The sequence below is a fragment of the Bradyrhizobium sp. CCBAU 25338 genome, from assembly GCF_028128965.1.
Taxonomy (GTDB): Bacteria; Pseudomonadota; Alphaproteobacteria; order Rhizobiales; family Xanthobacteraceae; genus Bradyrhizobium; species Bradyrhizobium liaoningense.
Map to the genome: position 1 here is coordinate 237546 of NZ_LFKY01000042.1, position 20363 is coordinate 257908.

Below are 20363 nucleotides of genomic sequence, written 5' to 3' on the forward strand. Positions count from 1 at the left end.
ATTAGAGTTTGATATGGCGCGAGACCAGATCGATATGACGCCGCTGCAGTCACGCGACGAACTCGTCGCGTGGTTCGAGGCCGGCTGCAAGGACCCGTCCGAGTTCCGCATGGGCACCGAGCACGAGAAGACGCCGTTCACGCTCGAAGGCCACCGTCCGGTGCCGTACGAAGGTGCACGCGGCATCGGCGCGCTGCTCGAAGGCATGAAGCTCCTGCTCGGCTGGGAGCCGATCATGGAGAAGGGCAACATCATCGGCCTCTACGACGTCACCGGTGGCGGCGCGATCTCGCTCGAGCCCGGCGGACAGTTCGAGCTGTCCGGTGCGCCGGTCGAGAACGTGCACCAGACCCAGGGCGAGTTGATGGCGCATCTGGCACAGGTGCGCGAGATCGCAACGCCGCTCGGTATCGGCTTCCTCGGGCTCGGCATGACGCCGTCCTGGTCGCGCGCCGAAATCCCGATGATGCCCAAGGGCCGCTACAAGATCATGACCAATTACATGCCGAAGGTCGGTCAGTACGGCCTCGACATGATGTACCGGACCTGTACCGTGCAGACCAATCTCGACTTCTCCTCCGAAGCCGACATGGTCAAGAAGCTGCGCGTCTCGCTCGCGCTCCAGCCGGTCGCGACTGCGCTGTTCGCCAATTCGCCGTTCACCGAGGGCAAGCCGAACGGCTTCCTCTCTTTCCGGTCCGAGATCTGGCGCGACACCGACAACGCGCGCGCGGGCATGATGCCGTGGGCCTTCGAGGACGGCATGGGGTTCGAACGCTATGTTGACTACGCGCTCGACGTGCCCATGTATTTCGTCAAGCGCGGCGAGGAGTACATCGACGTGTCGGGCTCCTCGTTCCGCGCGTTCTTCGACGGCCGCAACAACAATCTTCCCGGCGAGCGTCCGACGCTGTCGGACTGGGCCAACCATCTCTCGACGATCTTCCCGGAAGTGCGGCTCAAGCGCTATCTCGAGATGCGCGGCTCCGACGGCGGTCCGTGGGGCCGCCTGCCGGCGCTGCCAGCGTTCTGGGTGGGGCTGCTCTACGACGACGTTTCGCTCGACGCCGCCTGGGACATGGTGAAGCACTGGACCGCGCATGAGCGTCAGGCCTTGCGCGATGACGTGCCGCGCTTCGGCTTCAAGGCGCGGATCAAGGACCGCTACCTGTTCGAGATCGCCAAGGAGTGCCTCGTTCTGGCACATGCCGGCCTGCGCCGGCGCGGCCGGATCGACCAGCTTGGCCGCGACGAGACCCGACACCTCGAGCCGCTCGATCGCATCATCGATTCCGGCCGGACGCCGGCGGAGGAGATGCTGGAGAAGTTCAACGGTCCCTGGAAGGGCTCCGTGGAACCGGTCTACGCGGAGTATGCGTTCTAAAGCGCGATGAGATGAGGACGAATCGTCATCGCGCTTTAGGTTATTGTTTGAGCATGATCTTTTCGGAAAACCGCTGCGCACTTTTCCGGATCATGCTTTAGACCTTTAAGCCAACGATCGGGATTTGAGCCGTTCATCGCCCATACAGGTTTGCGGCGATCAAATGGCCGGCCGAAAAAACCTGAGCGTCGTCAATAACTCGAAAGCTGTTCCGATGAGGAAGGGCCGCCTGTCCGGGGCCGTCATGGCCAGCGTCGCGGCATGTGTGACGCTGCTTTCGCTTGCATTTGCGAGCGTGCCGGCGCCTGCCCAGACGGCGTTCGATCGCCCCGGCGGCGACTACTTCAGCACGCCGGTCACGTCGGGCGATCCCGAGGATTGCGCGTTGCTCTGCGAGCGTGATCGCCGCTGCCGCTCCTGGAGCTTCAGCTATCCCGACGTCGAAGGCGGCTCGGCGGTCTGCTGGCTGAAGAACACCGTGCCGCCGCGCGTGCCGGGAAGTTGCTGCATCTCCGGGGTGCGCGGCGCCGGCGTGATCGAGCCGCGCGTCGAGGGCGTCGAGACGTCGATCGACCGCCCGGGTGGTGATTTGCGCAATTTCGAGCTCAAGGACGGCGAAAGCGTAGAGGCCTGCAAGGCCGCCTGCACCGCCGACAACAAATGCCGTGCCTTCACCTATGCCCGCCCCGGCTACACCGGGCGCGAGGCGCGCTGTTTCCTGAAGAAGGAGATCAAGCCGCCGCGCCGCAAGGCCGGATTCACGTCGGGCGTGGTGCGGTGATGCTCGTAGTCGTGCCCCGGGCGTAGCGCAGCACAGGGTGATGCGCTACTGAACCGGGGCCGTTGCGGTCCCGCAATCTCCGGCTCTGCGCCGCGCCGCTTCGCGACGCGCCTCGTCCGGGACAGGCGAGTTTTGCTCACTCTGCCGCAATCACCGTGAGCTCGGGCCACAGTGCCTTCCATCGCGCGGCTTTCGCCCCGTAATTGGCGGCGGAAAAATTCGGCGCGCGGTTGGGCCTTACGATCAGCCGCGCGACGTCGTCGAATCCGTGAGGCGCATAGACGTCGAAATCCCCGCCCGCGCATCTCACTCCGATCTGCGTATTCCGCGTGAGGAAGCGGTTGATGCCATCTATCGCGCGCGTCAGGGGCGGATAGGGCAGGCCGTGCTTGCCGGGATACCAAAGATGCACGCGCGCCTGGTTGCGGGCCTCGATCTTCACGCCGTGATGACCGAGCCGCGCATGCAGCGCGTGGATCACCGCGTCCTCCGCCTCCCATGAGGTATCGGCGTCGAAATAGAACACGTCGTAGTCGGCGATGCCGTAGTCGACGGTTCGACCGGTGAGGACGTTCCACGCCGTCTGCACCAGGCATCCCGAGACCAGCCATGCATCGGGCAGATCGAATGCCGCCAGTTCTTCGATGATCGCAGCGTTGACGGGATTTCTCAGGGCAAGCGTGAGGAATTCGTCACGGTTCATCGTGAAGGGGAGAGACTTCCGCTCAATGCACGGCGGTGAAGAACCGTGCCAGCCTGAACCCGGACAGCCAGGTCCATACCGGCTGACCGCGCATGCCGAGATCCCAGGAGCCGAGCACGGCATCGGCACGGCCGATCAGATTGTCGATCGGCAACAGGCCGACGCCGCCGGCGCGCAGCGGCACGCGGCTGTCGGCGGAATTGTCGCGGTTGTCTCCGAGCACGAAGAGATGCCCGGCCGGCACCGTCACTTCGGGTGTGTTGTCGAGCGGGCCGTTGTCGCGCATCTTGAAGATCAGATGCGAGACGCCGTTCGGCAGCGTCTCGACGTAGCGATAGGCAGGCTCGCTGCCGCCATGGTCGTCCTCGGCGGCGCCGACGCCGTCGGGCTTCAGCTCGGCGGGACGGTCGTTGATGAAGAGCTGGCCCTGCCGCATCTGGATGCGATCGCCGGGCAGCCCCACGACGCGTTTGACCCAGGCTTGCGAGCGATCGCCGGGCCAGCGGAACACGACGACGTCGCCGAGCTTTGGCGTCTCCGCGAACACCCGGCCGCTCTCGGGCAGGCTGATCTGAATCGGCAGCGACGAGGTGCCGTAGCCATAGGGGAATTTCGAGGCGAGCAGCGCATCGCCGATCAGCAGCGTCGGCTCCATCGAGCCCGACGGCACGTAGAACGGCTCGGCGAGCGCGCCCTTGGCGATGAAGACCGCGGCGACGATGCCGGCGAGCTGCACGAGTTGCCCACCCCAGCCGCTGCTTTTCCGCTTGGGGGTGACAGTCACTTTGTCTTCCACGCTCATGCGCCCGTTCCACCCACCGTGATGCGCTCCATCAGCAGCGATGGCTGGCCGACACCGACCGGCACGCCCTGGCCGTTCTTGCCGCAGGTCCCGATGCCGGTATCGAGCGCGAGGTCGTTGCCGATCATGCGGATGCGATGCAGGTCGGTCGGCCCGTTGCCGATCAGCATGGCGCCCTTCAGCGGTGCGCCGATCTTGCCGTTCTCGATCTTGTAGGCCTCGGTGCACTGGAACACGTATTTGCCCGAGGTGATGTCGACCTGGCCGCCACCGAAATTCGCGGCGAACACGCCGTTCTTCACGGAGGCGAGGATCTCGGCCGGATCGCGGTCGCCCGCGAGCATGTAAGTGTTGGTCATGCGCGGCATCGGCACGTGGGCGTAACCCTGGCGACGGCCGTTCCCGGTCGGCTTCATGTTCATCAGCCGCGCGTTCTGGCGGTCCTGCATGTAGCCGACCAGAATGCCATCCTCGATCAGCACGGTGCGGTTGGTCGGCGTGCCCTCGTCGTCGATCGACAACGAGCCGCGCCGCGAGACGATGGTGCCGTCGTCGACCACGGTGACGCCTTTGGCCGCGACCTGTTGGCCCATCAGTCCGGCAAAGGCGGAGGTCTTCTTGCGGTTGAAGTCGCCCTCCAGGCCATGGCCGACCGCTTCATGCAGCATCACGCCGGGCCAGCCGGCGCCCAGCACGACGTCCATCTCGCCGGCCGGCGCCGGAATCGATTCCAGATTGACCAGCGCCTCGCGTAGCGCGCCGTCGGCGGCCTCGCGCCAGGATCTGCTCTCGATGAATTCGGCATAGCCGGCACGGCCGCCATAGCCCTTGCTGCCGCTCTCCTGGCGGTCACCCTGGCCGGCGACGACGGAAATGTTCACGCGCACCAGCGGACGGATGTCGCGATAGCTCTCGCCGTCGGGGCGCAGGATCTCGACGACCTGCCAGGTCGCGCCCAGGCTGACGCTGACCTGCCGCACCCGCGGATCCTTGTCGCGCAGGTAAGCGTCGATCTCGGCGAGCAGCTTGACCTTGGTCTCGAAGCCGGGCGCATCGAGTGGATTGTCATCGCCATAGAGCCGCACATTGGTGTGCGGAGGCGGCGCGGCGAAGCTGCCGGAGTAGCCGCCGCGCACGGCGGCGACCGCGTCGGCGGCGCGAATCAGCGCCGGCAGCGACACGTCGGAGGAATGGGCGTAGCCAACCGCGTCGTCCTTGACCGCGCGTAAGCCAAAACCCTGCGAGGTGTCGTAGGTCGCCTGCTTCAGCCGCCCATTGTCGAACATCAGCGCTTCGGTCTGGCTGTATTCCAGGAACAATTCGCCGTCGTCGGCGCCCGAAAGCCCGCGCGCGACCTCACTGCGAACCTGGTCGCGGTCGAGATTGGCACGGTCGAGCAGGGAAGTTGTTGCAGGGTTGGTCATGCGTCCGTCCATTATCGGGGGCTGTGGGGCAAGATAGTGGTTTCGGACCGGTTCCGCGAGGGCGCCAAGCCTCACATTACGGAAACAATAGGATCGCTCACCGGTGCCCCATCGGCCGCTACGGCAGCTTGTCGTAGCCCTCGCCGAGCCCGTTCAGGCTGAGCGGGAATCCGATGCCTTCTTCGGGGGTCTCGAAGATGATGAAGGTCGCGGTCTTGGCGCTGCGCAGCTGGCCGAGCAGCTTGTCGTCCATCACCACTTCCGCCACGCAGCCGTTGGGCAGGCATCTGACAAAACCGGCGCGGCCGACGTCCTGGTTGTCGAGCTTGAGTCCGAGGCCGGAGGGCAGGAGGACCCCGAGCGGGGCGACCACGCGCATCAGGCGGCTCTTCTGGTCGGCCGTCTTGAGCACGATCACGGTCAGGCCGGCATTGGAGCGGTCTTCCGCCACCACGCTCTGGATCAGGGCGCATTGCTCGGTTTGAGCGCCGGGCGGGGTATCGCAGCGGATCTGCCAGTCGCCATGGACGGAGCGGACCGCGCCCTGCGCATGGGCGAGGCCGGGGAGCGCCAGGAGGACGATCGCAGTCAGGAGGGCGGTCAGCGCCGGGAGGCCGCTAGCCGGCTTTGCCATCGATCTCGAAAGCCCCATCGGGTCGGTCCCTCTGCTCGCCTGGGTCGCTCGCGCTTGGCAGGCCAATCTGGCGGACTGATACGGGAATGACGGCGTCTTGAAGGCGATTCCCAAGCAAATTCCGCGCCGCCTCGCGCCGCCGCCGCCGGCACGAATCAGGCTTCTGCGCAGCCATCCGCCAGTGCCTACCGCGGGCAATTCCGCTGTCAAGCCGCGGCATCCCGGGAAACGGTATTTTTGTTTGATGTTGCTAGGAAATATCTTGCCGGTGATGGCTGACAGACCGAGCTCAAGACTGCATTGCGATAGATCAAGAATTATGGTTTGAGAGGCTTGATTTCGCGTTCTAGCGATCTGGCCCCAATTCCTCTTAGAGGTATTCTTGCGTGGCGGTTTGTCGGACTGGCGGATCGAATAAGCGTTTCCCGGAAATAGGGGAATGCACTTGGGGTGATTTCGTTAAGGGGAGCGCGAACGGCATGAGGATGTCGATGGGTCGGGTGGGCCGGCAATTGCTGGGATTGGCCACCATCGCCTTGGTGGCGGCTGGCATCACGCTGGGGACGGGTGGTGCGGCATTCGCCGAGCTCGGACAGCCGGCGCCGTGGGAGTGGACGCTGCAGCAGTCCGGTTCCCCGGTGATGGACAATATCGTCTGGTTCCACAATTTCCTGTTCGTGCTGATCACCCTGATCACGCTGTTCGTTCTGGCGCTGCTGGTGATCGTGGTCATCAAGTTCAACGCGAGGGCCAATCCGGTGCCGTCGCGGACCACCCACAACACGCTGATCGAGGTGGCCTGGACGCTGGTTCCGGTGCTGATCCTGGTCGGCATCTCGGTGCCGTCGTTCCGGCTTCTGTTCCTCCAGCTCGACATTCCGAAGGCGGACCTGACCGTCAAGGCGACGGGCAAGCAGTGGTACTGGTCCTACGCCTATCCCGACAACGGCAAGTTCGAGTTCGACTCGCTGATGGCCCAGGACAAGCAGCCTCGCCTGCTCGGCGTCGACAACGAGATGGTGGTTCCGGTCAACAAGGTGATTCGGGTCCAGACCACGGGCGCGGACGTCATCCACGCCTTCGCGCTGCCGGCTTTCGGCGTCAAGATCGACGCCATTCCGGGCCGACTGAACGAGACCTGGTTCAAGGCCACCAAGACCGGCATGTATTACGGCCAGTGCTCGGAATTGTGCGGCAAGGATCACGCCTTCATGCCGATTGCGATCCGCGTGGTCGACGACCAGGAGTTCGCCTCCTGGGTCGAGGCGGCCAAGAAGAAATTTGCGAGCGGCGGCACCAGCACCTACGCCTCCGCGGCCGGCCCGACGCAGTGAGCGTCGGGTGACGGCTTGAGGGACTGAAAGCGATAAGAGGGCGGGACCTCCAAAGGTCCGAATGGGACGCAAGGCAGGATTTGAATATGGCAACGAGCGCAGCGGCACACGGCGATCACGCGCAAGACCACGGACATGACGAGCACGCCCATCCGACCGGGTGGCGGCGCTACGTCTACTCGACCAACCACAAGGACATCGGCACGATGTACCTCGTCTTCGCGGTCATCGCCGGCGTCATCGGCGCCGCGATGTCGATCGCGATCCGTGCCGAGCTGATGTACCCGGGAGTGCAGATCTTCCACGAGGCACATACCTACAATGTGTTCGTGACCTCGCACGGCCTGATCATGATCTTCTTCATGGTCATGCCCGCGATGATCGGCGGCTTCGGCAACTGGTTCGTGCCGCTGATGATCGGCGCGCCCGACATGGCGTTCCCGCGCATGAACAACATCTCGTTCTGGCTGCTGCCGGCGTCGTTCGCGCTGCTCCTGATGTCGACCTTCGTGGAGGGCGAGCCGGGCGCCAACGGCGTCGGTGCCGGCTGGACCATGTACGTGCCGCTGTCGAGCTCCGGCCATCCGGGCCCCGCCGTCGACTTCGCGATCCTGTCGCTGCATCTGGCCGGCGCCTCGTCGATCCTTGGTGCCATCAATTTCATCACCACGATCTTCAACATGCGCGCGCCGGGCATGACCCTGCACAAGATGCCGCTGTTCGTGTGGTCGATCCTGGTGACTGTGTTCCTGCTGCTGCTGTCGCTGCCGGTGCTCGCCGGTGCGATCACCATGCTGCTCACCGACCGCAATTTCGGCACGACGTTCTTCGCGCCCGACGGCGGCGGCGACCCCGTGCTGTTCCAGCATCTGTTCTGGTTCTTCGGTCACCCCGAGGTGTACATCCTGATCCTGCCCGGCTTCGGCATGATCAGCCAGATCGTCTCGACCTTCTCGCGCAAGCCCGTGTTCGGCTATCTCGGCATGGCCTACGCCATGGTCGCGATCGGCGGCATCGGCTTCGTGGTCTGGGCGCACCACATGTACACGGTCGGCATGTCCTCGGCGACGCAGGCCTACTTCGTCGCGGCCACGATGGTCATCGCGGTTCCGACCGGCGTGAAGATCTTCTCCTGGATCGCCACGATGTGGGGCGGCTCGATCGAATTCCGGGCGCCGATGATCTGGGCGGTCGGCTTCATCTTCCTGTTCACGATCGGCGGCGTCACCGGCGTCGTGCTGGCGAACGCCGGTGTCGATCGCGTGCTCCAGGAGACCTACTACGTCGTTGCGCACTTCCATTACGTGCTGTCGCTCGGCGCCGTGTTCGCGATCTTCGCGGGCTGGTACTACTGGTTCCCGAAGATGTCGGGCTACATGTATAATGAGGGGCTCGCGAAAGCGCACTTCTGGGTCACCTTCATCGGCGTCAACCTGGTGTTCTTCCCGCAGCACTTCCTCGGCCTGTCGGGCATGCCGCGCCGCTATATCGACTATCCCGACGCGTTCGCGGGCTGGAACCTGATCTCGTCGCTCGGCTCCTACATCTCCGGCTTCGGCGTCCTGATCTTCCTCTACTGCGTGATCGACGCCTTCATGAAGAAGGTGCCGGCGGGCGACAATCCCTGGGGTGCCGGCGCGACCACGCTGGAGTGGACGCTGTCCTCGCCCCCGCCCTTCCACCAGTTCGAAGTGCTGCCGCGCGTGCAGTAAGCAATCCCCCGCGGCGCCCGAGACGGGCGCCGCGGCGCTAGAAACGAAGCGAGTAGATCTAAGTGTCCGTCCTCGATCAAAACGCCATCGACATCAATCCCCGCATCTCCGAAGCGGAGGTTGGCGATTATCTGGCACTGCTCAAGCCCCGGGTGATGTCGCTGGTCATCTTCACCGCGCTGGTCGGGATGGCGATGGCGCCCGGGCATTTCCACCCCGTGCTGGCGATCACCTCGCTGCTCTGCATCGCGGTCGGTGCCGGCGCCTCCGGGGCGCTCAACATGGCGCTCGAAGGCGATATCGACGCCAAGATGTCGCGCACGGCGAACCGGCCGCTCCCGCGCGGCCGCATCACCCGTCCCGAAGCCATGGCGTTCGGCATGACCCTCGCCTTCTTCTCGGTGATGACACTCGGCATCCTCGTCAACTGGATCGCCGGCGCGCTGCTTGCCTTCACCATCTTCTTCTACGTCGTGATCTATACGATGTGCCTGAAGCGCTGGACCGCGCAGAACATCGTGATCGGCGGCGCCGCCGGCGCGCTGCCGCCGGTGGTGGCTTGGGCTGCGGTGACAGGCACGGTTGACGTCGAGCCGCTGCTGCTGTTCGCCATCATCTTCTTCTGGACCCCGCCGCATTTCTGGGCGCTGGCGCTGTTTCGCTCCGACGACTACGCGCGGGCCGGCATTCCGATGCTGCCCAACGTCGCCGGCCCCGACGCGACCCGCCTCCAGATCCTGCTCTACACCATCGTGCTGATCGCGGTCGCCGCGGCGCCCTGGGCGCTCGGCTATTTCGATGCCGTCTACGGCATCGTCTCGCTGATCCTCGGCGCCGGCATGCTGGCGCTCGCGATCAACGTCTATATGCGTCGCGAACGCAGCCAGTCGCTGCGCGCGACCCGCAAGCTGTTTGCTTTCTCGATCCTGTATCTGTTCGCGCTGTTCGCGACCCTGCTGGCCGAGGTCGTGTACCGGGCGCTTGCTCCGATGGTTGGGGGCGCATGAGGCGGGAATGGCTGACAAACCCGAGCCAGATGGAATCGTCCTCACCGAGGCGCAGAAGAAGAGCCGTCGTCAGCGTTCGATCGCAATCGCGCTCGCGCTCGGTGTGCTCGTGGTGCTGTTCTTCGCCGTCACCATGGTCAAGGGACCGGCAGTGCTAGTGCGGCCGATGTAGGTAACATGGATCACGAGCCGACCATATCGCGGGATCAGAACCGGACGGCCACGAAGGGCCGTCTCGGCGGCCTTGGTTTCAGTGGTCTTGGCCGCGACGCGCTGGTCGCCTCGATCTGCGGCGGCGTGGTCGCGCTGATGGTCGGCGCGTCCTACGCAGCGGTGCCGTTCTACAACTGGTTCTGCCGTGCCACGGGCTTCAACGGCACGACGCAGGTCGCGACCTCTGCGCCGGCCACCGGCCCGATCGCGCGGAGGATATCGGTACGCTTCGATTCCAACGTCGCGCCCGGCCTGCCCTGGAAGTTCGAGCCGGAGCAGGACGAGATCGAGGTCAATATCGGCCAGGTCGTGACCGTCTTCTACACCGTGACCAACCAGGCCGCGCGCACCACCGCGGGCCAGGCTGCGTACAACGTCGCGCCGCTGACGGTCGGCTCCTATTTCCAGAAGATCAACTGCTTCTGCTTCACCGAGCAGACCATGGCGCCCGGCGAGAAGCGCGAGATGCCGGTCGTGTTCTACGTCGATCCCTCGATCGTCGACGACCACGAGAATGACGGGCTGAGCTCGATCACGCTGTCCTACACGTTCTATCCGGTGCGCGACCCCGCGGTGAAGCCGCTCGCCGCCAGCGAGGACGACAAACGCAAGGGAAATCTTTGACCGCCGGGTTCGCGCCCAGGCGGTTGGAAACAAGGGGATAAGTGCCTGACAGGCACGGGATTGAGGAGAGAGACGGAATGGCTACGGCGCACACCAAGCATCACGACTATCACCTGGTCGATCCCTCTCCCTGGCCGGCCGTCGGCTCGCTCTCGGCCTTCATCATGGCGGTCGGCGCGATCGCCTGGATGCATCACATGTTCTCCGCCGCGCCGATCGTGTTCGGCGTCGGCACCGTGGGCGTGCTCTACACCATGGCGAGCTGGTGGGGCGACGTGATCAAGGAAGCCCAGTACAAGGGCGACCACACCCGCGTCGTGCAGCTGCACCACCGTTACGGCATGATCCTGTTCATCGCCTCCGAGGTGATGTTCTTCGTCGCCTGGTTCTGGGCCTATTTCAACGCCGCGCTGTTTCCGGCCGACGCCGTCCATGCCACGCGCGATGCGGTGTTCGGCTGCGGCCTCGGCACGCAGCCCGGCGCCTGCTCGGTCCCCGGCACCTGGCCGCCGAAGGGCATCGAGACTTTCGATCCCTGGCATCTGCCGCTCCTGAACACGCTGATCCTGCTCACCTCCGGCACCACCGTGACCTGGGCGCACCACGCGCTGCTCGAGAACGACCGCCAGGGCCTGAAGTACGGCCTGATCCTCACCGTCGTGCTCGGTGCGCTCTTCACCTGCGTGCAGGCCTATGAGTACAGCCACGCGGCGTTCTCCTTCGCCGGCAATGTCTACGGCGCGACCTTCTTCATGGCGACCGGCTTCCACGGCTTCCACGTGCTGGTCGGCACCATCTTCCTGCTGGTCTGCCTGTTCCGCGCCTATGCCGGCCATTTCACGCCGAAGCAGCATCTCGGCTTCGAATTCGCCGCCTGGTACTGGCACTTCGTCGACGTGGTCTGGCTGTTCCTGTTCCTCTGCATTTACGTCTGGGGACGCGGCGCCGAGACCATGGCCCACGCAGCGCACTAAAGCGCGATGAGATTTGGATGAATCGTCATCGCGCCTTAGGTCCTTGTTTGAGCATGATCTTTTCGGAAAACCGCTTCGCACATTTCCGGATCATGCTCTAAGTCGCATCGAACCGATCAGAAAGGGCGGCCGCAGGGCCGCCCTTTCGCTTGCCGGCCGCCGAAAGTTCGGCGAAAACTGTGATAGGGTCCGCCATCATGAACGACACCGCCGGCACACCCCAGCCCGAAACCACCGTCCTGCAAAGCGCGATGCGCGGGCTTGCCTGCAAATGCCCCCGCTGCGGCAAGGGCAAGCTTTATGCGGGCTTTCTGACGCTCGCGCCCGCGTGCGACCGTTGCGGCCTCGACTACGCCTTCATCGATACCGGCGACGGTCCGGCGATCTTCATCATCATGCTTGCCGGCGCCATCGTGGTCGGCTGCGCGCTCGTCGTCGAGGTCAAGTACCAGCCGCCGTTCTGGCTCCATGCGGCGCTCTGGCTGCCGCTGATCCTCGCCACCACGCTGTTGCCGCTGCGTGCGATGAAATCGCTGCTGATCGCGCTGCAGTTCCACCACAAGGCGGCGCCGGGCCGGTTGGTCGACCGCGCGAAATGAGCGAGCCCGCGCGCAAGGCCCGCAGGGCCCGCGTGGGCGGCTTCGCGCTGTTCACGCTGTTCCTGACGGCTGCGTTCGTCGCGCTCGGTGTCTGGCAGTTGCAGCGCCGGACCGCCAAGCACGAGCTGATCGCGGCACTCACCGAGCGGCTTGCGGCGGCGCCCGTCGCACTGCCGCCGCCGGCGCTGTGGACCGCGCTGAATCCTGCTCGCGATGAATTCCGCCGCGTCAGCTTCACCGCCACCTACGCGGCCCTGCCCGATGCGATGGTCTATTCCTCCGGCTCCGCGGTGCGCAAGGACGCCTCCGGCCCCGGCACCTGGGCGTTTCTGCCGGCGCGGCTACCCACGGGCGAGACGGTCGTGATCGATGCGGGCTTCGTCGAGAACACGATGCAGGATCGTGGTGTCGAGGATCGCGCGGTGAAGAAGCTCGTCACGGGCCAGCCGGTGGCGCTCACCGGCTATCTGCGCTTTCCCGAGGCGCCAGGCTGGCTGACGCCGGCGGAGAATCGCGACAAGCGGCTCTGGTTCGTGCGCGATCACCTGGGAATCGCAAGCGCGCTCGGCTGGGGGACGGTCGCGCCCTTCTATGTCGATCTCGAGCATCCCGCGCCCGCGAATGGCATTCCGCGCCCGGGACCGCTCGACGTGAATCTGAAGGACGATCACCTGCAATATGCCATGACCTGGTTCACGCTTGCCGGCGCCGTTCTGATCGCCTTCGCCGTGTGGGCAAGAGGCCGGCGGCAGAGCTGAGCTTATCCGGAACCAGCTTGAGGGAACCCGGTATCGCCCGGGGTTTATTATTCAGCGCATATTCACGAGTGTGGTCCTAAGCCGCTGGTACTTTCCGCGGCAGACAGGATTGCGGCGTGAGCGATTTCGACCAGATGGGAATTATCGTCGATTGGGTGGACGCCTGCCGGAAGGGCGACCTCACGGCGCTGCTCGATCTCTATGCCGACGACGCCCAGCTCGAATGCATGTGCAACGGCACGCAGCGATATCAGGGACGGAGCGAGCTCGAAGCCTATTGGCAGCCGCGGCTCAGCGCCTTCTCGTCGGTAGGTTTCGGGCTGGAGGAAATCCATCCGGCGCCCCACGGCGTCGATCTCGAATATTCCGTCGCCGGCGCGCTGCGCATTCAGGCCTCGTTTCGTTTCAGCCCGGAAGGCAAGATCCGCAGCACGGTATGCGAGCCCGCGCGCCAGAACGCGCATGATGGCTGCGTATGCTAAAGCGCGAAGCGATTGGGATGAATCGTCATCGCGCTTTAGGTTGTCGTTCAAGCATGATCTTTTCGGAAAGCCGCTGCGTATTCTTCTGGATCACGCTTTAGCCTGCTGACGGCGCGTCCCGCGCCGTCTCGACAGGAAGACGGCAGCGGACGTAAGTTCGCTCATCCAGGCGCAACAGGGACAGCGATCCGCTGAGCGCGCGCACGCGCTCATGCATGCCGGTCAAGCCCCGGCCGAAGACGTTGGCCGCAGGAAAGCCGCCGCCGTCGTCGGAGATCTCGATCGCGAGCGTCTCGCCGGCGACCGTCGCCCTTACATGGGCGTTGCTGGCGTTGGCATGGCGCAGCACGTTGGTCAGCGCCTCCTGGATCAGCCGATACACGGTTTGGGCCAACGGCCCGTCGATCACGTTCAGATCGGCGTCGATCGTGTCCGTCAGGATGATGTGCGGTGCCTGATTGCGAAAAGTCCGGAGCAGCGTCTGCACGCTGGTCGAAAGGCCGAGCTCCTCGATATAGAGCGGCCGCAGCCTGTCGAGGATACGGCGATTGGTCTGCTGGAGCGCCTCGGCCGATTGCAGCAGGTCCTGTGCGGAATTACCGAAATGTCCCACCGGCGGTGCCGCCTCGACCAGCGCGATCGTGCCGGCACGGATGCTGAACAGCAGCGGTCCGAGTTCGTCGTGCAATTCGCGGGCGAGATCGCGCCGCTCGTCGTCCTGGAGCGAAACCAGCCGGTGCATCAGATCGCGATTGTCCTGACTCAGTTGCGCCAGTGTTACGGCCAGCGCATTCGCCTCTTCGCAGCCTTGCCGGATTTCCGGCGGACCCGCGACCGGAATCGGTGTTGTGTAATCGCCCCGTCGTATCCGCGTGAGACCTTGGCCGAGATCTTGCAGGGGGCGCAGGACCGATCCCGCCAAGACATAGGCGATCGTGCCGGTAAGGACCATCAGCACGGCGACCAGGCTGGTGAGCGCGAGAAAGCCGATCCATTTCTCGAACAGATCGGCCGACATGTCCTGCAGGAATACGATATCGCCGATACGTCTGCCGTCGATCATCACCGGGGATGCCGCGTCCATGTCGGGGGTGGCGAGAAGGTCGATGAACCATTGCGGCACGCCATGCGGCTTGTGCAGGCCGTCCTTCGGTGACGGCGCGGGACCCGCATCCAAGGCGTGGAATTGGATATCGGAGGAGGTGTCCAAAGAGTGGACAAAGGCGTCGAGCGTCCGCCGTGGATTGTCCGATGTGCGCAGCGTGTCGTTGAGCGCGGCGGCGATGGCCTCAGTCGAACGCCGTCTCGGCTCGTTCTCCGCCGCCAACTGGTCCGTTGCGAATATCTGGAGCAGCACGCCCGCCAGGATCAGCGCCGCCAGAAAGCTGGCGCCGAGCGGAAGAAACAGTTGCGTCCTGAACGAAAGTCGTTGCCACATTAGGCCAATTCTAACGCGCATCGGCGGGATTTACCCTTTCCATTTATTCCCGCCGGTCTATGAGTCGAAAAACGAGAGAGTGCGCGATGCAAGATACCGCCAAGCTGGCGACCAGGGTCCTGATCGTCGACGACCATCCCGTGGTGCTGTCCGGTTGCCGCACCCTGTTCGCATCCGACCATTCAATTCGCATTGACGAGGCGAGCGACGCCAAATCCGGGCATCGCGCCTATGTCAACAAGCGGCCCGACGTCACCGTGATCGACATCAGCCTGCCCGATGTCTCCGGGTTCGAGCTGATGCGACGCATCCGCAAGGACGATCCCGACGCCAAGATCATCATGTTCAGCATGAACGACGATCCGGCCTTCGTGGTGCGGGCAGTCGAGCTCGGGGCGCAGGGCTATGTCTCCAAGGGCGACGATCCCCGGATCCTGCTGAAAGCGGTGCGCAAGGTGGTTGCGGGCGACAATTTCATCTCGCCGCAACTCGCCGAGGCCGTGACGTTTTCCGGTGCGGCCATCAAAGCCAATCCGGCCTCGCAGATGACGCCGCGGGAGCTCGAAATCCTGCGCCTGCTTGGACGCGGCGACAAGATCGTCGAGGTCGCCGAGGCGCTCGGCATCTCTTACAAGACCGTGGCCAACACCACATCCCTGCTCAAGCAGAAGCTGGGCGCCAAGAACCACTCCGACTTGATCCGGATCGCAGTGGAAATCGGGATGAACTGACCTTCTGCCAGCGACCGAACCGGCTGCTCCAGAATGCAGCGGTTCGGTCGACGGATCGACGCCGCCGTTGGCCGGGCAATGCATGGGCAACGGGCTGACGCCCATCCGCGGACACAATGGGCCGGGCCAGTATTCGTTCCTGCATCAGACAATATTTAGGGAAAAAGTAGCAGTTCGAACTATGTCTCCGGCTGCATTGTACCAGCGGGCGCCCGAAGCGAGTCGGGAAAAACAGGAACTTTTCGGCCGGCACGGTTTTGCCCCTTGACGATTTCGTGACAGGCGACGAAAGCTTGCCAGAACAGTTTTGACGGGCGCGACCCCGACGAAGCAAACCGGTCTGCACACAACGACAGACCTTCCAAGAGAAGGGCTGCGGCAATGCCGCAGCCCTTTTTCATTGGGCGGGGGGAGCGTCGGAAGCGGTTTCCCGATGCCGCAAAACACTTTATGGTGGCCCAAAGCCTCTGGCTGTTATCAAGTAATTTCGTAAAATCAAAGGCTTAAGGGCCGAGCCTCGGTTCGGCCCGGCCTTTGGAGGGCAGTTTGACTCGTTATATCTCGACCCGGGGCGAGGCCCCCGAACTCGGCTTCTGTGACGTGATGCTGACCGGGCTTGCCCGCGACGGGGGCCTGTATGTGCCGGCGACGTGGCCGCAGCTCCCGACCGAGACGATCGCCGGCTTCTTCGGCCGCCCCTATTGGGAGGTCGCGGTCGATGTGATTCGTCCCTTCGCCGGCGGCGAGATAGCGGATGCCGAGCTTGGTCGTATGGCGAACGAGGCCTATGCCACCTTCCGCCATCCCGCGGTGGTGCCGCTGCGCCAGATGTCGCCGCACCAGTTCGTGCTGGAGCTGTTCCACGGTCCGACGCTCGCCTTCAAGGACGTCGCGATGCAGCTGATCTCGCGGCTGATGGACCATGTGCTCGCCAAGCGCGGCCAGCGCACCACCATCGTGGTCGCCACCTCCGGCGACACCGGCGGCGCCGCGGTCGAAGCCTTTGCGGGACTCGAGAATGTCGATCTCATCGTGCTGTTTCCGCACGGCCGCATCTCCGAGGTGCAGCGGCGCATGATGACTTCGACAGGCGCGGCCAACGTCCATGCGCTCGCCATCGAGGGCACCTTCGACGATTGCCAGGCGATCGTGAAGGGGATGTTCAACAACCACCGCTTCCGCGACGCGACCTCGCTATCCGGCGTCAATTCCATCAATTGGGCGCGCATCGTCGCCCAGGTGGTTTACTATTTCACCTCCGCCGTTGCCGTTGGGGCGCCGGCGCGCGCGGTCGATTTCGTCGTGCCGACAGGCAATTTCGGCGACATCTTCGCCGGCTACGTCGCCAAGCGCATGGGGCTGCCGGTGCGGACCCTGCGCATCGCCGCCAACGTCAACGACATCCTGGCGCGGACGCTGAAGACCGGAATCTACGAGGTGCGCGAGGTGCACGCGACGGCGTCGCCGTCGATGGACATCCAGATCTCGTCCAATTTCGAGCGGCTGCTGTTCGAGGCGAGCCGGCGCGATGCGGCAGGCGTGCGTCGTCTGATGGAGTCGCTGAAACAATCCGGACGTTTCGTGCTGCCCGATGCGACGCTCGCCGCGATCCGCGAGGAGTTCGATGCGGGGCGCGCCGACGAGACCGAGACTGCGGCTGCGATCCGCGCCGCCTGGCGCGAAGCAGGCGAACTGGTCGATCCCCACACGGCGGTGGCGCTCGCCGTCGCGGACCGCGACACCACCGACACGAGGGTGCCGAGCATCGTGCTCTCCACCGCCCATCCGGCCAAATTCCCCGACGCTGTCGAGGCGGCCTGCGGCCAGCGGCCGCAATTGCCGGCCTGGCTCGACGGCTTGATGACCAAATCCGAACACATGAGGGTGATGAAGAACGATCAGGCCGAGGTCGAGCGGTTCGTGCTGTCGGTCAGCCGCGCCGCAAAGCAAGGAGTTGCCGGATGAGCGTCGAGATGACCAAACTTGCCTCCGGCCTGACCGTCGTCACCGACGAGATGCCCCATCTCGAGACTGCGGCGCTCGGCGTCTGGGCCGGCGTCGGCGGACGCGACGAGAAGCCGAACGAGCATGGCATCTCGCACCTGCTCGAGCACATGGCGTTCAAGGGCACGACCAAGCGTTCCTCGCGCGAGATCGTCGAGGAGATCGAGGCGGTCGGCGGCGACCTCAATGCCGGCACCTCGACCGAGACCACGTCCTATTACGCGCGGGTGCTGAAGGCCGACGTGCCGCTCGCGCTCGACGTGCTCGCCGACATCCTCGCCAATCCCGCCTTCGAGCCCGACGAGCTGGAGCGCGAGAAGAACGTCATCGTGCAGGAGATCGGTGCCGCGCAGGATACGCCCGATGACGTCGTGTTCGAGCATCTGAACGAGCTCTGTTATCCCGACCAGCCGATGGGCCGTTCCCTGCTCGGCACGGCCAAGACGCTGCGCGCCTTCAACCGCGACATGCTGCGCGGCTATCTCTCGACGCATTATCGCGGGCCCGATATGGTGGTGGCGGCGGCCGGCGCGGTCGATCACAGCCAGGTGGTCGCCGAGGTCGAGAGACGCTTTGCCAGCTTCGAGGGGACGCCGGGGCCGAAGCCGCAAACCGCTCAATTCGGCAAGGGCGGTAACAAGGTGGTGCATCGCGAGCTCGAGCAGGCGCACCTGACGCTGGCGCTGGAAGGCGTGCCGCAGAGCGACCCGTCGCTGTTCTCGCTCCAGGTCTTCACCAACATCCTCGGCGGCGGAATGTCGTCGCGACTGTTCCAGGAGGTGCGCGAGAAGCGCGGCCTCTGCTACTCCATCTACACCTTCCACGCGCCCTATACCGACACCGGCTTCTTCGGCCTCTACACCGGCACCGACCCGGCCGACGCGCCGGAGATGATGGAGGTCGTGGTCGATATCATGAATGATTCGGTGGAGACGCTGACCGAGGCCGAGATCGCCCGGGCCAAGGCGCAGATGAAGGCGGGCCTGCTGATGGCCCTGGAGAGCTGCTCCTCCCGTGCCGAGCAGCTTGCCCGGCATGTGCTCGCCTATGGGCGGCCGCAGACGGCGCAGGAACTGGTGGCCCGGATCGATGCCGTCAGCATCGAATCGACGAGGGACGCGGCGCGTGCGCTGCTGTCGCGGAGCCGGCCCGCCGTTGTCGCATTGGGCAGTGGCAGGGGTCTGGACACGGCAGTATCTTTTGCGGAAGGATTGACCCGGGCGCGCGCCAAGGCGCGGCTGCATTAGGAGCTGTGCTAGGGAGCCCAGCCCCGGAAAGCATCACCATGGCCCTCTTTCGCCTGCCATCCAGTGGACCCGCCACCCTCGCGCCGCGCGGCAACGGGCTGCTGCTGCGCGCGCCGCAAATGTCGGACTTCCTGCAATGGGCTCATTTGCGCGAAACCAGCCGCGACTATCTCACGCCCTGGGAGCCGATCTGGCCGTCCGACGATCTCACCCGGTCCGGCTTCCGGCGCCGCCTGCGCCGCTATTCCGAGGACATTGCCGCGGACCGCTCCTATCCCTTTCTGATCTTCCGTGAGCTCGACGGCGCCCTGGTCGGCGGCATCACTCTTGCCAATGTCCGGCGCGGCATCGTGCAGGCCGGCACCATCGGCTATTGGGTCGGCCAGCCTCATGCCCATCGCGGCTACATGACGGCCGCGCTGCGGGTGCTGCTGCCGACGCTGTTCGGCGAGCTCAATCTGCACCGGGTCGAGGCCGCCTGCATCCCCACCAATGCGCCGTCGATCCGGGTGCTGGAGAAGTGCGGCTTCTCGCGCGAGGGCCTCGCACGCCGTTATCTCTGCATCAACGGGGTCTGGCAGGACCACCTGCTGTTCGGCCTGCTGCACGAGGATTTCCGCGGCTGAGCTGCCATTCCGTGAGGGCAAGGTCTCCCTGCTTGCCACCTTTTTGCTGCCTTGGGTTCGCCGATTTTGACGATATAACGGCGCGGGCCGGCCGGTGGTTGGGTCCGGATCTCGTGATGGAGTATGGGTGTCGATGGTGAAGGAGCTTCGGTCATCGCGGAAGGCGCTGCGGCGGGGGACAGCGGTCGCGTTGGCCCTGTCAGTTGCGCTCGTGTGCGTCTCGCCGGTGGCGGCCCAATCCTTGAGCGACCGCTTCAAGAGCCTGTTCGGCGGCAAGTCGGACGAGCCGGCGCAGCCCAATCCGGCGCCCGCGCCCGGCCAGCCAGCCGACGACGAAGTCGATTGCCCGCAGGTCACCGTGCGCGCCGGCGCTTCTACCTATGCCGTCGGTGCGAACGGCAAGCAGGCCGTCGGTAACGACATCCGCTTCCAGGCCACGATCACCAAAATGGCGCGCGAATGCGCCCGGAGCGGCGGCGACATCACCGCCCGGATCGGAATCCAGGGCCGCGTCATCGCAGGTCCCGCCGGTGCGCCTGCTACGGTCGACGTCCCATTGCGCATCGCGGTGGTGCAGGGCGGCGTCGGCGAGAAGGTGATCGCCTCGAAGGCCTACCGGACCACGGTCGCGATGTCGGAGGGCGGCAGCGTGCCCTTCACCTTTGTCGCCGAGGATCTGAGCTATCCGGTGCCCTCGGCCAAGGATGCCGATTCCTACATCTTCTATGTCGGCTTCGACCCGCAGGCGCTCTCGCCCGAGCCGAAGGCGCGGAAGAAGAAGTAGGGTGAGGCTTCTTGCCCCGGACGCAGCGCAGCGCTTCTTCAGCGGTGCGCTGCGAGCCGGGGCCCACGCCGCGACATAACTGGGTCCCGGCTCAGCGTCGCG

At 64.9% G+C, this 20363-nt stretch carries 21 protein-coding genes; 16 read left to right on the forward strand and 5 right to left on the reverse strand.

From position 1 onward, the window contains the following. The first annotated feature begins 13 nt into the window (after positions 1 to 13). The gene (locus ACM42_RS30815; protein ID WP_271531382.1) at positions 14 to 1384 is read left to right on the forward strand and encodes a glutamate--cysteine ligase; all 1371 of its coding nucleotides are present in this window, start codon (positions 14 to 16) and stop codon (positions 1382 to 1384) included. 214 nt (positions 1385 to 1598) lie between these two features. Continuing rightward, positions 1599 to 2165: a PAN domain-containing protein gene (locus ACM42_RS30820; RefSeq protein ID WP_271532250.1), complete on the forward strand. Its 567-nt coding sequence runs from the start codon at positions 1599 to 1601 to the stop codon at positions 2163 to 2165. 136 nt (positions 2166 to 2301) lie between these two features. Here ACM42_RS30820 and ACM42_RS30825 read toward each other — a convergent pair whose 3' ends face one another. The 4 genes from ACM42_RS30825 to ACM42_RS30840 form a co-directional block, all read right to left on the reverse strand. Then, on the reverse strand, positions 2302 to 2868 hold the full coding sequence (locus ACM42_RS30825) for a nucleotidyltransferase family protein (protein WP_271531383.1): 567 nt from the start codon (positions 2866 to 2868) through the stop codon (positions 2302 to 2304). A gap of 22 nt (positions 2869 to 2890) precedes the next feature. Then, a complete protein-coding gene (lepB, locus tag ACM42_RS30830) occupies positions 2891 to 3670 on the reverse strand; it encodes a signal peptidase I (RefSeq protein ID WP_271531384.1) in 780 nt (259 codons plus the stop codon). Continuing rightward, positions 3667 to 5094, reverse strand: a complete 1428-nt coding sequence (tldD, locus tag ACM42_RS30835; RefSeq protein WP_271531385.1) for a metalloprotease TldD — start codon at positions 5092 to 5094, stop codon at positions 3667 to 3669. Before tldD ends, lepB begins: the two co-directional genes overlap by 4 nt. Positions 5095 to 5212: 118 nt before the next feature. Then, positions 5213 to 5746 carry an invasion associated locus B family protein gene (locus tag ACM42_RS30840; RefSeq protein WP_028179828.1) on the reverse strand — a complete coding sequence of 178 codons (534 nt, stop codon included), beginning with the start codon at positions 5744 to 5746 and terminating at the stop codon, positions 5213 to 5215. A gap of 461 nt (positions 5747 to 6207) precedes the next feature. Between ACM42_RS30840 and coxB the strand changes: the two genes are divergently transcribed. From coxB to ACM42_RS30885, 9 genes are all read left to right on the forward strand, one after another. Then, the gene (gene coxB / locus ACM42_RS30845) at positions 6208 to 7062 is read left to right on the forward strand and encodes a cytochrome c oxidase subunit II (protein WP_271531386.1); all 855 of its coding nucleotides are present in this window, start codon (positions 6208 to 6210) and stop codon (positions 7060 to 7062) included. Positions 7063 to 7148: 86 nt separating this feature from the next. After that, the gene (gene ctaD, locus ACM42_RS30850; protein ID WP_271531387.1) at positions 7149 to 8774 is read left to right on the forward strand and encodes a cytochrome c oxidase subunit I; all 1626 of its coding nucleotides are present in this window, start codon (positions 7149 to 7151) and stop codon (positions 8772 to 8774) included. Between the two features lie 62 nt (positions 8775 to 8836). Then, positions 8837 to 9781, forward strand: a complete 945-nt coding sequence (locus ACM42_RS30855; RefSeq protein WP_271531388.1) for a heme o synthase — start codon at positions 8837 to 8839, stop codon at positions 9779 to 9781. A gap of 7 nt (positions 9782 to 9788) precedes the next feature. Next, entirely contained in the window at positions 9789 to 9953 is a 165-nt protein-coding gene (locus ACM42_RS30860; RefSeq protein WP_018644977.1) for a hypothetical protein, read from the forward strand. A 5-nt stretch (positions 9954 to 9958) separates the two neighbouring features. After that, a complete protein-coding gene (locus tag ACM42_RS30865; protein WP_271531392.1) occupies positions 9959 to 10618 on the forward strand; it encodes a cytochrome c oxidase assembly protein in 660 nt (219 codons plus the stop codon). A 77-nt stretch (positions 10619 to 10695) separates the two neighbouring features. Continuing rightward, positions 10696 to 11592: a cytochrome c oxidase subunit 3 gene (locus tag ACM42_RS30870; RefSeq protein ID WP_197968579.1), complete on the forward strand. Its 897-nt coding sequence runs from the start codon at positions 10696 to 10698 to the stop codon at positions 11590 to 11592. A 197-nt stretch (positions 11593 to 11789) separates the two neighbouring features. Next, positions 11790 to 12191: a DUF983 domain-containing protein gene (locus ACM42_RS30875; protein WP_271531394.1), complete on the forward strand. Its 402-nt coding sequence runs from the start codon at positions 11790 to 11792 to the stop codon at positions 12189 to 12191. Further along, positions 12188 to 12949: an SURF1 family protein gene (locus ACM42_RS30880; RefSeq protein ID WP_271531396.1), complete on the forward strand. Its 762-nt coding sequence runs from the start codon at positions 12188 to 12190 to the stop codon at positions 12947 to 12949. The genes ACM42_RS30875 and ACM42_RS30880 overlap by 4 nt, the downstream gene beginning before the upstream one ends. 116 nt (positions 12950 to 13065) lie before the next feature. Further along, positions 13066 to 13431, forward strand: coding sequence for a nuclear transport factor 2 family protein (locus ACM42_RS30885; protein ID WP_271531399.1), 366 nt, complete (start codon positions 13066 to 13068; stop codon positions 13429 to 13431). Between the two features lie 97 nt (positions 13432 to 13528). On the opposite strand, the gene ACM42_RS30890 is transcribed toward ACM42_RS30885, so the two are convergent. After that, positions 13529 to 14869, reverse strand: coding sequence for a histidine kinase (locus ACM42_RS30890; protein ID WP_271531401.1), 1341 nt, complete (start codon positions 14867 to 14869; stop codon positions 13529 to 13531). A gap of 86 nt (positions 14870 to 14955) precedes the next feature. On the opposite strand from ACM42_RS30890, the gene ACM42_RS30895 reads away from it, so the two are divergent. From ACM42_RS30895 to ACM42_RS30915, 5 genes are all read left to right on the forward strand, one after another. Next, a complete protein-coding gene (locus ACM42_RS30895; RefSeq protein ID WP_271531403.1) occupies positions 14956 to 15600 on the forward strand; it encodes a response regulator transcription factor in 645 nt (214 codons plus the stop codon). Positions 15601 to 16146: 546 nt separating this feature from the next. Continuing rightward, positions 16147 to 17565: a threonine synthase gene (gene thrC / locus ACM42_RS30900; RefSeq protein ID WP_271531405.1), complete on the forward strand. Its 1419-nt coding sequence runs from the start codon at positions 16147 to 16149 to the stop codon at positions 17563 to 17565. Further along, the gene (locus tag ACM42_RS30905) at positions 17562 to 18851 is read left to right on the forward strand and encodes a M16 family metallopeptidase (RefSeq protein WP_271531407.1); all 1290 of its coding nucleotides are present in this window, start codon (positions 17562 to 17564) and stop codon (positions 18849 to 18851) included. Before thrC ends, ACM42_RS30905 begins: the two co-directional genes overlap by 4 nt. A gap of 38 nt (positions 18852 to 18889) precedes the next feature. Next, complete coding sequence (locus ACM42_RS30910; RefSeq protein ID WP_028178162.1) at positions 18890 to 19477, forward strand: GNAT family N-acetyltransferase; 588 nt, start codon at positions 18890 to 18892, stop codon at positions 19475 to 19477. Positions 19478 to 19610: 133 nt separating this feature from the next. Beyond that, on the forward strand, positions 19611 to 20261 hold the full coding sequence (locus ACM42_RS30915) for a hypothetical protein (RefSeq protein ID WP_271531409.1): 651 nt from the start codon (positions 19611 to 19613) through the stop codon (positions 20259 to 20261). The last annotated feature ends 102 nt before the right edge of the window (positions 20262 to 20363 follow it).